Annotated in this window: 9 protein-coding genes; 1 reads left to right on the top strand and 8 read right to left on the bottom strand. The window is 67.6% G+C overall.

Going from position 1 to position 13,249, the window contains the following annotated elements; translation table 11 throughout:
• Positions 1-447 precede the first annotated feature (447 nt).
• The 8 genes from hemC to XarjCFBP7645_RS18460 all read right to left on the bottom strand — a co-directional run bounded on the left by hemC (position 448) and on the right by XarjCFBP7645_RS18460 (position 11,569).
• Positions 448-1,362 carry a hydroxymethylbilane synthase gene (gene hemC, locus XarjCFBP7645_RS18425; protein WP_104538615.1) on the bottom strand — a complete coding sequence of 305 codons (915 nt, stop codon included), beginning with the start codon at positions 1,360-1,362 and terminating at the stop codon, positions 448-450.
• 104 nt (positions 1,363-1,466) lie between these two features.
• A complete protein-coding gene (locus XarjCFBP7645_RS18430) occupies positions 1,467-2,198 on the bottom strand; it encodes a LytR/AlgR family response regulator transcription factor (protein WP_166775058.1) in 732 nt (243 codons plus the stop codon).
• Between the two features lie 32 nt (positions 2,199-2,230).
• Complete coding sequence (locus XarjCFBP7645_RS18435) at positions 2,231-3,283, bottom strand: sensor histidine kinase (protein WP_104538617.1); 1,053 nt, start codon at positions 3,281-3,283, stop codon at positions 2,231-2,233.
• 4 nt (positions 3,284-3,287) lie between these two features.
• Positions 3,288-3,956, bottom strand: a complete 669-nt coding sequence (locus XarjCFBP7645_RS18440) for an alpha/beta hydrolase (RefSeq protein ID WP_104538618.1) — start codon at positions 3,954-3,956, stop codon at positions 3,288-3,290.
• A 173-nt stretch (positions 3,957-4,129) separates the two neighbouring features.
• Positions 4,130-6,067, bottom strand: coding sequence for a glucans biosynthesis glucosyltransferase MdoH (gene mdoH, locus XarjCFBP7645_RS18445; RefSeq protein WP_104538619.1), 1,938 nt, complete (start codon positions 6,065-6,067; stop codon positions 4,130-4,132).
• An 873-nt stretch (positions 6,068-6,940) separates the two neighbouring features.
• On the bottom strand, positions 6,941-8,569 hold the full coding sequence (locus XarjCFBP7645_RS18450; protein ID WP_104538620.1) for a M28 family metallopeptidase: 1,629 nt from the start codon (positions 8,567-8,569) through the stop codon (positions 6,941-6,943).
• A 302-nt stretch (positions 8,570-8,871) separates the two neighbouring features.
• Complete coding sequence (locus XarjCFBP7645_RS18455) at positions 8,872-9,852, bottom strand: GGDEF domain-containing protein (RefSeq protein WP_181126381.1); 981 nt, start codon at positions 9,850-9,852, stop codon at positions 8,872-8,874.
• Between the two features lie 229 nt (positions 9,853-10,081).
• On the bottom strand, positions 10,082-11,569 hold the full coding sequence (locus tag XarjCFBP7645_RS18460) for a SulP family inorganic anion transporter (RefSeq protein WP_104538621.1): 1,488 nt from the start codon (positions 11,567-11,569) through the stop codon (positions 10,082-10,084).
• A gap of 211 nt (positions 11,570-11,780) precedes the next feature.
• Here XarjCFBP7645_RS18460 and XarjCFBP7645_RS18465 point away from each other — a divergent pair, with 211 nt between their 5' ends.
• Complete coding sequence (locus tag XarjCFBP7645_RS18465) at positions 11,781-13,199, top strand: glycoside hydrolase family 5 protein (protein ID WP_104538622.1); 1,419 nt, start codon at positions 11,781-11,783, stop codon at positions 13,197-13,199.
• The last annotated feature ends 50 nt before the right edge of the window (positions 13,200-13,249 follow it).

The raw sequence follows: 13,249 nt of genomic DNA on the forward strand, positions 1-13,249 counted from the left end.
GCGAGGGCTTTCCCGGTAAAGCCTCTCGCGGCCAGGGCCGCTCCTACGAAGAGCGCATCTTGTCGGACAGGCCCTGCGCGAGGCAGCGGTCAATCGGGCCCATACGTTCGAATCCGCAACCGCGATCTGTAGGAGCGGACCTGGCCGCGAGGGGCCGTCCTGGGAAAACCTCTCGCGGCCAGGGCCGCTCCTACGAAGAGCGCATCTTGTCGGACGAGCCCTGCGCGAGGCAGCGGTCAATCGGGTCCATACGTTCGAATCCGCAACCGCGATCTGTAGGAGCGGACCTGGCCGCGAGGGGCCGTCCCGATAAAGCCTCTCGCGGCCAGGGCCGCTGCTACGGAAGGCGGGCGTTGCGCGAGGGCCGGCATTGCGGGCAAGCCTGTCGTCTGCGCCCCGGGCGCCGGCGTCGATGTCGTTCGTGTTACGGGCTGACGCGGCGGTGCGTTACAGCTCGGCCAGCAGCTGCGCGGCGCCCTTGTCGAACAGGCCTTGCGCGACCAGGCGGCCGAGTGCTTCGGTGTCGTCGGCGCTGCCGTGCGCGTCGGCGTGGATCAGGCGTCCATCGCTGGCGCTGCCGACCATGCCCTGCAGGAACAGGCCCTGCCCCTCCCAGCGCGCGAACGCCGCCACCGGCACATGACAGCTGCCGTGCAGCGCGCGATTCATCGCCCGCTCCGCTTCCACGCAGGCGCGCGTGCGGCCGGCATCCAGCACCGCCAGCAGGCCGTGGATGCGCGCATCGTCGCCACGGCATTCCACCGCCACCGCGCCCTGGGCCGGCGCCGGCAACCAGTCGGGGGCGTCCAGGCGCGCAGTGATGCGCGCATCCAGGCCCAGCCGCTGCAGGCCGGCGCAGGCCAGCACGATGGCGTCGTAACCGCCGTTGTCGAGCTTGGCCAGGCGGGTGTTGACGTTGCCGCGCAGATCGATCAATTCCAGATCCGGACGTGCCGCGCGCAACTGCGCCTGACGCCGCAAGGAGGACGTGCCCACGCGTGCGCCCAGCGGCAGCGCCTGCAGGCTGGCATAAAGATTGGACACCAGTGCATCGGCGGCGTCGCCACGCTCCATGATCGCCGGCAGCACGAAGGGCGCGTCCAGCTCCATCGGCACATCCTTGAGCGAATGCACCGCGCAATCGGCCTCGCCGCGCAGCATCGCCAGCTCCAGTTCCTTCAGGAACAGGCCCTTGCCGCCGATCGCGGCCAGCGAGCGGTCCAGCACCTCGTCGCCGCGGGTGCTCATCGGCACCAGCGCGACCTCCAGCCCCGGGTGGTGCTGGCGCAGCGCTGCGGCGACGTGTTCGCTCTGCCAGAGGGCGAGCGGGCTCTTACGGGTAGCGATGCGGAGCGTGGTCATCGGGCCATTATCACGGACCGGGCGCGTAACTCCTACCTGGAGCGCACGCCGGCGCCCGCACCGCCGAGCACCAAGGCGCCCCACCGCACGCGGCATGCCACGCGCTAACGCAATTGCTCGCGCAGGCTGGCCACGCAGCGGCGGCTCACTTCCAGGGGTTGCGGCACATTGCGCAGGACCGCGTGCACCTGGCCATCGCCGCTGCGTCGCAGTTCCACCAGCTCGGCGCGCGCGACCAGACAATTGCGGTGGATGCGCACCAGACGGTCGGCGAATTCGTCTTCCAGCGATTTGAGCGACTCTTCGATCAAGTCCTCGCCACGGGTGTGGTGGACGATGACGTACTTTTCCTCGGCTTGCAGGTAGCGGATGTCGCCGATGGCGATCAGCCGCAGGCTGCCGCGCAGGCGCGCGCACAGGTGCGTGCGCAGCGGTGGCGGCGTGGCGCTGGGAGCGCGCCCGGCCAGAAAGGTGACCACCTTTTCCAGTGCGGCGGTCAGGCGTTCGGGGCGCACCGGTTTCATCAGGTAATCCAGCGCTGCGGCGTCGAAGGCCGACAACGCGTGCTGGTCGTAGGCGGTGCAGAACACCACCGCCGGCTGCGGCTGGCTCTGGCGCAGCAGGCGCGCGGTTTCCAGGCCGTCGACGCCGGGCATGGCGATGTCCAGCAACACCAGATCCGGATGCAGATGGTGGCACTGCTGCAGCACCTGCTGGCCGTTTTCGGCCTCGCCGATCACTTCGACGTGCGGATGTTCGCCCAGCAGCAGGCGCAGGCGCTCGCGCGCCAGCGGCTCGTCGTCGGCGATCAGCACCCGCACTTGCGTGGCCGTCATGGACATCCCCCTTCGCTGCAGCGACTCCCCCGTCACGGCAGCGGCAATGTGATCTCGCAGGCATAGTAGCCTTCGGCCCAGCTGGCCGCCATCCGTGCCCCGGCACCGAACTGGAACGCCAGCCGATGCGAGATGCTGGCCTGGGCGTGCCCGGCCCCGGCCACCAGCGGCAACTGGGTCCCCGGCTGCGGGGCGGGATTGACGATGCGGATCTGCAACTGGTTGCCGCGCTGGCGCAGCGACAGGTACAGCGTGCCGCCCTCGGGCATGCGCGAGACGCCATGCAGCACGGCGTTTTCCACCAGCGGCTGCAGCACCAGGCGCGGCATCGGCAGCTCCCACGGCAACGGCTCCTGGCGGTGCCAGCGCACTTGCAGGCGCTCGCCCAGGCGCAGTGATTCGATCGCCAGGTAGCGTTCGGCCAGTTCGCACTCGGCGCGCAAACTGGACATGCCTTCGCCGGCACCGAGCGCGGCGCGGAACAGATCCGATAGGTCCAGCACCGCCTGTTCGGCCACTACCGGGTCGCGGCGCAGCAGGCTGGCGATGAGGTTCATGCTGTTGAACAGGAAGTGCGGGCGGATGCGTGCCTGCAAGGCGTCGGCCTGGGCACGCGCATTGGCCTGCACCTGCGCTTCCCAGCGGTCGCTGACGTAGAAGTAGCGCAGTGCCAGCGCGGTGATCAGCACCACCGTCGCCGCGCTGCCCAGTGTGAAGCGCCAGAAGCCGACAAAGGGACCAAGCGGGGCCTGGTCGAGCGCCGCATACAGGGCATGGACGATTCCCGCACCGAGCATCGCCACCACCGCAGCGATCGACAGCGCGGCCAGCCCGCCCACACGTGGCGGCAGCCGCGACAAGGCCGGCCGCAGCACGCACAGCAACACGCTGACCGCCAGCGCCAGCCACAGCGCCAGGCCGCTGGCCGAGACAAAGCGCGACAAGGTGATGCTGCGCGCCGCGCCGGCGTCAGGCACCAGGGTCACCACCAGCACCACCAGTTCGGCGAGGCCCAGCATGGCGCCCAATCGTGGCAGCCGGCACAGGTCCGGCATCCAGGCGATCGGTGGCGCGTGCTTGGCCATGGCCTCAGGCAGCGGTGAAGCGTGCCTGCATCCAGGTGCGCAAGGCCTCGATCTCCTCCAGGCAGACCTGGTGGCCCATCGGGTAGGTGTGCCAGTCCAGTTCGAAACCGAGCGTACGCAGGGTCTGCATGCTGGCCTGACCGGCGCCGAACGGCACCACCGGATCGGCCGTGCCATGGGCCATGAACACGGGTTGGCCGGAGGCGGCCGGCTGCAGCTGGCTGGCGGCCGCCGCCGGGTCGGGCAGATAGGTGGACAGGGCGATCAACCCGGCCAGCGGCACGCTGCGCTGCAGCCCGACCGCCAGGGTCACTGCGCCGCCTTGCGAGAACCCGGCCAGCAGCATGCGCGCAGGGGCGATGCCGCGGGATTGCTCATGGGCGATCAGCGCCTCGACCTGGACCACCGATTCGGCGATGCCGGCCTTGTCGGCGCGCGTGGCGAAATCCATGCCCACGATGTCGTACCAGCCGCGCATGCGCACGCCGTTGTTGATGGTGATCGGGCGGATCGGCGCATGCGGAAACACGAAGCGCAGCGCCGGCCAGTCCGGGCGCACCAGTTCCGGCACCATCGGGGCGAAATCGCTGCCATCGGCGCCCAGGCCGTGCAGCCACAGCACGGTCCATTGCGGATTCGGTCCGGTCTCGCGTTCGATCACTTCCAGCATCATCCAGCTCCGCTTGCGGGCTGGGCATTATGCCTTGCGCCATCGGCCGGGCCGATCACGCATTGGCCGAGTCACACGCGCCGTCCGCTCTCTGCGCCCGTCGCGGGCAGCGGGATTGGCGCGACAGACGCGAAGTTGGCGATGCGCATCGATTCCGCCATGCGCCGCCTGCGCGCTCAGATCAGCGACGGCTCCAGCGCGGCGGCGCGGCGCAGCTCGGCCGCACGCACCAGCACCTTGGGCGGATCGAGCTCTTCGGGGATGCAGAAGATGCCGGCGCGGCGCAGGCCCAGGCCGGTGCGGCGCAACGAGGTCAGTGCAACCACCGGGATCGACACCGCCATGCCCACGATCACCGGCGCCATCCAGGCCGCCAGCGATGGCGACACCGTATAGGCCACCGCGCCCATGAACAGGCCGAACACGGTCAGCCCGCCGTAACTGCGCAATAGCGCCGGCCACGACAGCTTGCCGTCGTCGCGCACCTGCGCATCCCAGCCCGAATCCTTGCCGGCCAGCACTTCGAACACGCCGCGCGACTGCAGGTACATCACCACCGGCGCCATCAGGGCGGCCAGCACCGTTTCCAGCAGGATGCTCAGCAGCGCGCGGATGGCGCCGCCGCAGGCGCGCAACTCGCGCGGGTTGAGCAGCAGCGCGATGTAGCCGAGCAACTTGGGCGCCAGCAGTACGAACATGGTGCAGACGAAGATCCAGATTGCGTTGCCCTGGCTGCTGCCATGCCAGTAACGGGCGGGCGAGAACGGCAGGTCGCCGGCCAGATCGATTCCGCCGCCGGCCAGCGGAATGCCGATGCCGATCAGCATCAACAGGCCCCACATCGGCGCAGTGAAGTAATGCCCGATGCCGATCAGCATGTGCATGCGGCTGATCCAGTGCAGGCCCTTGGCGCCGACCACCTTGGCGTGTTGCAGGTTGCCCTGGCACCAGCGGCGGTCGCGGATCAGCAGGTCGGTGAGCGTGGGCGGACCTTCTTCGTAGCTGCCCTGCAGGTAGGGCACCATGTGCATCGCCCAGCCGCCGCGCCGCATCAGCGCCGCCTCGACGAAATCGTGGCTGAGCACATGGCCCCCGAACGGCTTGCGCCCGCGCAGCGACGGCAGGCCGGCGTGATCGGCAAAGGCCTGGGTACGGATGATGGCGTTGTGGCCCCAGTAATTGCTCTCGGCGCCATGCCACCAGGCCACGCCGAAGGCGATGATCGGCCCGTACACGCGCCCACCGAACTGCTGCATGCGGGCAAACAGGGTCTGCCCGTTGACCACCGCCGGCAGGGTCTGGATCAGGCCCACGTCTTGATTATTTTCCATGCCGGCGACCAGCCGTACGATGGTATCGCCGGTCATCACGCTGTCGGCGTCCAGGATCAGCATCTGCGGGTAGTTGCCGCCGAAACGGCGCACCCAGTCGGCCACATTGCCGGCCTTGCGCGCGGCGTTGTCGGCGCGACGGCGGTAGAAGATGCGCCCGTGTCCGTCGACGCGATCGCACAGTTCGTTATAGACCAGTTCCTCGGCAGCGCCGATGTGTTCGCGGGTGGTGTCGCTGAGCACGAAAAAGTCGAAATGTTCCAGCTGGCCGGTGTCGGCCACCGATTCGTAGATCGCCTGCAGGCCGGCCAGCAGCCGGCGCGGGTCTTCGTTGTAGGTGGGCATCAGCAACGCGGTGCGCGTATGCAGGGTGGGCAGCGGAGCCTCCGGGTCGATGCCGAGCTTGCGTCCGGCACGCGCCACCACGGTGACGAAACCGGCCACCGCGCTGGCAAAGGACATCGCGATCCAGGCAAACAGCAACACGAACAGGCCGAGCAAGCAGCCTTCCAGCACGCTGACGCCATCGGGCCACAGCACGCTGAGCATCACCCACACCGCCACGGCGGTGGTGGCGAAGGTGCCGCCGATCAGATAGAAACGCCGCACGCCGATGCCGACCGGCGCGGTGCGCTGATGCGGCACCTGCAGACGGCCTTCGCGCAGGGACTGCTCGGGCATGGCCAGCGGTGCCTCCGGTGGCAGCGTGGGCTGACCGGCGTCGAGGGCGGCAACGGGGGGCAGATCGGTTGGTGCAGGGGAAAAAGTCACAGTGCCGTCCATCAAGGCTGCCCGCCGCACGATTGCGGCAGCGTGGGCTGAAGCGGGAGATCCCTCCCCGCTACGCGTGGCGACGTCGCCGCATGCACCGCGGTCCGGGCGAGCCCGGCAGTGTGCGACCACGTTGCAGAATCAGCAGCTCTAAGACCACTCCGATGCACAAGCTCTCCTGGCTGCGACGATGACGTCGCGGCTCATCTTAAGGAATCGACCGTTAAAGGAAACGAAGGCCGCGCTGCAGCCATCGCCCCACCCGACGAGGACCGCGCGGCAGACTACGCCGCGGCGACCGAACGCTACCCCAACAGATTGCAGTCTGGCACGCGTGCTGTCACGGGCGGCAGACCGCACTGTCAGGTCAGACAACTGCAAGTGATGTGCCAGGAGTTGCAAACGGTTGCAGCGACAGCCTGCTGGCGCGCGATCACCGCGATGGGGTGAGCGGATCCAAGGCATCTGTCGCGCGTCATGGCGTATCGAATACGCGATGTGGGTCTGGCCCACGTCGGCGCAGTGTACGAAGGCTGCGTATGCGCGTGTAATCGCTCGCAAGACAACGGGGTTGGGGACGCTGCCTCGTTTGGGTGCGATCAGGCCATGCATTGCTTGCACCATGCCTGCCGACCATCTCCGGTGGTCCTTGCCCGCCTACCGTCGCCGGACCTTGCGCGGCATGGATGCCGCGTAAGAGCGCCTACACGGATGTACTTGCGGCGTGTCCGGCGATGGTGGGCGGGCAAGGCGTTGCAGCCAGGCCCCAGATCAGCCGCTCTGGCGCCCTCCCTGTCCGGAGGCCGCATATGCACACATCGCACATGCCGCATCGAACAACAGCAGCGCCGCCTGATGGAAGCGCTGCCGCCGTGTCAGCCGGTCCTACTTGCGCGCGGCCTCGCTGGCGTCGCGGGTGGCGCGGAACTCCGAATCGTTGCTCCAGTTCGGCCACTGGCGCGAATCGGCCAGTTGCTGGCCCAGCGCGTACAGCACACCCAGATCGCGCGCTGCACCGGCGAAGGTCCAGTCCGGCTTCCACTCATCGCCCTGCTGGTGATAGCGCTTGGCGGTGTAGTCGTCGGAGGCGGCCTTGCCCGCGGCCACGCCGCCCACTTCCCAATCCTGCCCAGCCGCATACGACAACGCCGGCACGCCGCGCTTGGCGAAGGAGAAATGATCCGAGCGGAAAAAGTATCCCGCCTGCGGCTTGGGATCGGGCGTGTAGCGCAGCTTCCGCTGGCCTGCGACGGTCTTGAGCTGATCGAGCAATTCGAGTTTTGCGGTGCCGTAGATGCCGAAATCGCGCGACGGCACGAACGGATTCATGCCGTCCATGTTGATCACCGCCACAGTGGTGTCCAGCGGGTACAGCGGCTTGGAGGCGTAGAACTCCGAGCCCAGCAGGCCCTTTTCTTCGGCGGTGACGGCCAAAAACACCACCGAGCGCTGCGGCTTGGGGCCGGCGGCAAAGCCGCGCGCCAGCTCCAGCAGTGCGGCGGTGCCGCTGGCGTTGTCCAGCGCGCCGTTGAAGATGGTATCGCCGCGTGCGTCGGGCTTGCCGACGCCGATGTGGTCCCAATGCGCGCTGTAGATCAGCGTTTCATCCGGGTGGCTGCTGCCTTGCAGCCGCGCAACCACGTTGTGCGAGGTGATCACATCGGATTTGACCTGGTAGCTGGCACTCAGGCCCTGGCCCTTGAGTTCGACCGGCTTGAAGCCGCGCGTCTGCGCCTGCTTCTTCAAGGCGTCGAAATCCAGCCCGGCCTGCCTGAACAGGTCGGCGGCCAGATCGCGCTGGATCCAGCCTTCCAGGGTGGGATGCGCGGCACGCGGATTGTCGCGCACCACATCGAACATGGTGTTGGTGTTGGAACTGGCCACGGTGTCCCAGCCGTAGGAGGCGGGCGCGGTTTCGTGCACCACCAACACGCCGAGCGCGCCCTGGCGGGCGCCTTCCTCGTACTTGTAGGTCCAGCGGCCGTAGTAGGTCATGCCGGCGCCGTCGAAGGCACCCTTGCCGGTTTCGAAATCCGGGTCGTTGATCAGCACCACCGCGATCTTGCCCTTCAGATCCATGCCCTTGAAGTCGTCCCAGTCGCGCTCCGGCGCCTTGACGCCGTAGCCGACGAACACCAGCGGCGCATTGGCAATGTCGACCTTGGACGAGCCGTCCAGCGCGGCGCGGATGGCGATCTGCTTGCCCTGGACCAGCGTCTGCGGCTTGCTGCCGTTCTGCAGGGTGATGCTCGGCGTGCCGAGAATATCGGCACGGCGCAGCGGCACCGCCTGGGTCCAGGCACGCTTGCCGTCGGTCAGATCGCCGCCCGGTTGCAGGCCGGCAGCGGCGAACTGCTTGCTCAGGTAGGCAATGGTCTTTTCTTCGCCGGCGGTGGCCGGGCCACGCCCTTCGTAGGCATCGGAGGCCAGCTCCTTGACGTCGCGCGAGATGCGCGCGCCATCAAAGGTCGGCGTCGCCGCCATCAGTGCGGTCGAGACCGCCATCGCCAGCATTCCCGTTACAACGCGCTTGGTAACAACTCGCTTCACTGCAGCACCCAGGTAGTGTCCGAACAGCCCTGGAGTGTAGCCACTGCGGGGGCTGATCGGGTGTGCACGGCAGCGACCGATGCATGCCGTCGCACTGACACCACGTGCCTCGGCAGCGATGCAGCGTCGATCGATATGGCCCTGTGGCAGTGGGCACTGCCACAGGGCATGCCATCCACCTTGCGCCTCATGGCGCTGGATGCCGTCCAACTGCTACATGCTGCTGCGAGCTAAACCGCAGCACCGCCGACGAACGCCAGTGCCGCTCAGAACAGGTCGACGCTGCCGACCTGCTGGGTAGCCTGCTGCATCTGCCCACTGGTCACCAGTTCGGCATACACCTCGGCGCGATTGCGGCCGTGCTGCTTTGCCCAGTACAGCGCCTTGTCGGCCTCGTCGAGCAGTTGGCTGATCAACTGGCCGTCGGTCAGCTCGACGATGCCGGCGCTGAGGGTGACCTTGCCGACCTGCGGGAACACATGCTCGGCCACCGCCAGACGGAAGCGCTCGAACAGACTCACCGCGGTGTCGCGATCCACGCCGCGCAACACGATCACGAACTCTTCGCCGCCGAAGCGGAACAGCAGATCGTCCTGGCGGAAACAGCGCTGCATCAATTGCGCGACCAGCAGCAGCACCTCGTCGCCGTACAGGTGACCGAAGGTGTCGTTGACGCGCTTGAAGTGATCGACGTCCACGATCCCCAGCCACACCCCTTCGCTCGCCGCTGCATCGGTACCACCGGCGAACAGGCGCAAGATCATGTCGTCGAAGGTCTTGCGATTGCGCAGGCCGGTCAACGCATCGCGCTGGGCATCGTCGAGCAGGCTGCGGTAGTTCTGGAAGAAACGCGCAAAGCCCTGCAGCATCACCTGCTCGGCGGCGCCGGGTGCGCGTGTGCCGCCCACACGCAGGCAGGTGCGGATCCCGCGTGCTTCCATCATCGGATACACCAGCAGCGCGCGGCCGTCCTGCTGCAACTGCACCACATCGCCCGGCCCGTGCAGATCGGCCAGTTGCGCACGCATGTGCGTATCGTGGATGTCGGCCACGGTCAGCGACAGCCGGCCATCCTCGCGCAGCCGCGTCTCGGCCATGGTGCGGCCATCCGGAGCGATGCGCAGCAACGACAGTTCTTCGGACGCGCAGACCTCGCGCATGGTCCGCAGCAGGCTGAGGTCGAGCAGATCGGCGTCGCGGATGGCGGTCAGGTCCACCATCCGTTCCAGCAACGGTTCGGTGGTCATTGCCGCACCATCCCGCAGGCGGGCGCAGGCCCGCAGCGCAGGTCGCGGCACGCGGGCACACCTCTCGGGCTGGAACGCACTGGCATCACGACGGGTTACCGGCAATCTCGATGTCGGTTCATCGGCGCCCTGCGCGCGAACTTGAGTCTGCCGGCCCGCCGGCGCAACGCACGGCCAGCCGGCGTACACGGACGTGCAGGCGTACGACCGGCCTGGGCACCTGCGGCGCTTACGGCAGTGCGGACTCCAGCGCATCGTCGCCCAGCGCGTGCGCCTGCATCAGGCGCCGGCTGCCGGCATTCAGCCCTTTGACCTGGACGTCCAGCGCGTGATGGCGCAGCCGCTGCACCACCTTGTCCAGCGCCGCCGCCGCGGTGATGTCCCAGAAATGCGCGCGACCGACATCGATCACCACCGCGCGGCCGGGCACCTGGCGCGCGTCGAAGGCGTCGATGAACACGTCGGCCGAGGCGAAGAACACCTGCCCGCGTACGTGATAGGTGCGCACGCCGTCGTCGCCATCGCTGTGCGCGATCTGCAGCAGCCCGGCCACCTTGAAGGTGAAGAACACCCCGCTCAACAGCACGCCCACCGCCACCCCGGCGGCCAGGTTGCGGGTGACCAGGGTCACCGCCACGGTGGCCAGCATCACCACGCTGGAGGTGCGCGGATGGGTGACCACGGTGCGCAGCGAGCGCCAGTCGAAGGTCTCGGCCGAGACCATCACCATGATCGCCACCAATGCGACCACCGGCACCTGCGAGACCCACGGCTTGAGCAGCACCATCAGGATCAGCAGGAACGCCCCGGCGAACAGGGTCGACAGACGGCCACGTCCGCCGTACTTCACGTTGCCCACGGTCTGCCCGATCATGCCGCAGCCGGCAATGCCACCGAACAGACTGGCAGCGGTGTTGGCCAGCCCCAGCCCGGTGCACTCGCGGTTCTTGTTGCTCGGGGTGTCGGTGAGTTCGTCGACCACGCGTGCGGTCATCAGCGACTCGAGCAGCCCCACCATCGCAATGGCCAGCGCCGGCAAGGCGATGATGCGCAAGGTCTCCAGCGTCAGCGGCACCGCGGGCCATTGCAGGACCGGCAGCGCGCTGGGCAGCTTGCCCAGGTCGGCCACCGTCTCCAGCGGCAGATGCAACGCCGAGCCCAGCACCGTCAGCACCAGGATGCACAGCAGCGGCGAAGGAATCGCCGACACGCCCGGCAGCGGCAGACGCGGCAGGCCGTAGATGATGAGCAGACCCAACGCCAACATGCTCCAGGTGGCCAGGCTGGCGTGCTGCAGATGCGGCAGCTGCGCGGCGAAGATCAGCACCGCCAACGCGTTGACGAAGCCGGTGCGCACCGAGCTGCTGACAAAGCGCATCAGCACGCCCAGCCGCAACAGACCGAACAGGATCTGCACCGCACCGGCCAGCAGCCCGGCCGCCAACAGATAGGGCAGCCCGTGTGCGGCCACCAGCGGTGCGGCCACCAGGGCCACCGACCCGGCCGCAGCGGAAATCATCGCCGGACGTCCGCCAAAAAACGCGATGACGATCCCGATCACGAACGACGCGAACAGCCCCACTTGCGGGTCGACGCCGGCCACGAACGCAAAGGCGATCACTTCGGGAATCAGCGCAAACGTGGCGACTGCGCCGGCCATCAGTTCGCGCGCAGGCGAGGCGCGCCATTGCGCCAGTTCGGCACGCAGCAAGGACATTGGAAGACACTCCGGGGACAGAAAGGACAGCCTGAGGACAGGCGACAGCGGCGATAGTGTGCGCGAAAGCGACCCGGCACGCAGCCGGCGTGTGACCGGTGCGGCAATGCGCCTTTCTGTGGTCCGGATCACGCCAGACGATGCAGCCGCGGACCAAGATGCCCCCCTCACCGGGTTCGGGTGTCGAGCCGGGTTCGCTAGGGAGACCACCATGTCTATCTTCAGGACTGCAAGTACGCTCGCGCTGGCCACGGCACTGGCGCTCGCCGCCGCACCGGCCTTCAGCTATTCCATCAGCAACAACAAGGTCGTCGACGACAGCGGCAAGGTGGTCCAGCTCAAGGGCGTCAATGTGTTCGGCTTCGAGACCGGCAACCATGTCATGCACGGCCTGTGGGCACGCAACTGGAAGGACATGATCAACCAGATGCAGGGCCTGGGCTTCAACGCCGTGCATCTGCCATTCTGTCCGGCCACCCTGCGCAGCAGCACGATGCCGACCAGCATCGATTACAGCCTCAATGCCGACCTGCAGGGCCTGAGTTCGCTGCAGATCCTGGACAAGGTGATCAACGAATTCAACGCGCGCGGCATGTATGTGCTGCTGGATCACCACACCCCCGATTGCGCTGCCATTTCCGAGCTCTGGTACACCGGCTCGTACTCCGAAGCGCAGTGGCTGGAGGATCTGCGCTTTGTCGCCAACCGCTACAGGAACGTGCCCAGCGTGATCGGCCTGGATTTGAAGAACGAGCCGCACGGTGCAGCCACCTGGGGCACCGGCAACGCGGCCACCGATTGGAACAAGGCCGCCGAGCGCGGCTCGGCCGCAGTGCTGGCGGTGGCGCCGAAATGGATCATCGCGGTGGAAGGCATCACCGACAATCCGGTCTGCTCGACCAATGGCGGCATCTTCTGGGGCGGCAATCTGCAGCCGCTGGCCTGCACGCCGCTGAACATTCCGGCCAACCGCCTGCTGCTGGCACCGCATGTGTACGGACCGGACGTGTACGCGCAGTCGTACTTCAACGACAGCAACTTCCCCAACAACATGCCTGCGATGTGGGACCGTCACTTCGGTCAGTTCGCCGGCACGTATGCGCTGCTGCTGGGCGAATTCGGCGGCAAGTATGGCGAAGGCGATGCCCGCGACAAGGTCTGGCAGGACGCGCTGGTGAAGTATCTGCGCAGCAAGGGCATCAACGAGGGCTTCTACTGGTCGTGGAACCCCAACAGCGGCGACACCGGCGGCATCCTGCGCGACGACTGGACCAGCGTGCGCGAAGACAAGATGGCGCTGTTGCGGACGCTGTGGGGCACGGTGAGCAGCACCACGCCAACGCCTACTCCCACGCCGACGCCGACCCCGACGCCCGGCGGCAGCTTCAGCACCAAGGTGAGCGTGGACAGCCAGTGGAACGGCGGCTACTGCAATCGCGTGCAGGTCACCAACACCGGCACCGCCAGTGGCACCTGGGCGATCTCGCTGCCGGTCACCGGCACCGTCAACAACGCCTGGAACGCCACCTGGTCGCAGAGCGGCAGTACGCTCAAGGCCAGCGGCGTGGACTTCAACCGCACCCTGGCCGCCGGTGCGACGGCCGAGTTCGGCTTCTGCGCGGCAGGCTGATGCAATGCGGCGGGCACGCTGTCGACAGTCTGAGATCGCCGATGTAGCGT

The sequence above is a fragment of the Xanthomonas arboricola genome (genome assembly GCF_002940665.1).
Classification (GTDB): domain Bacteria; phylum Pseudomonadota; class Gammaproteobacteria; order Xanthomonadales; family Xanthomonadaceae; genus Xanthomonas; species Xanthomonas arboricola_B.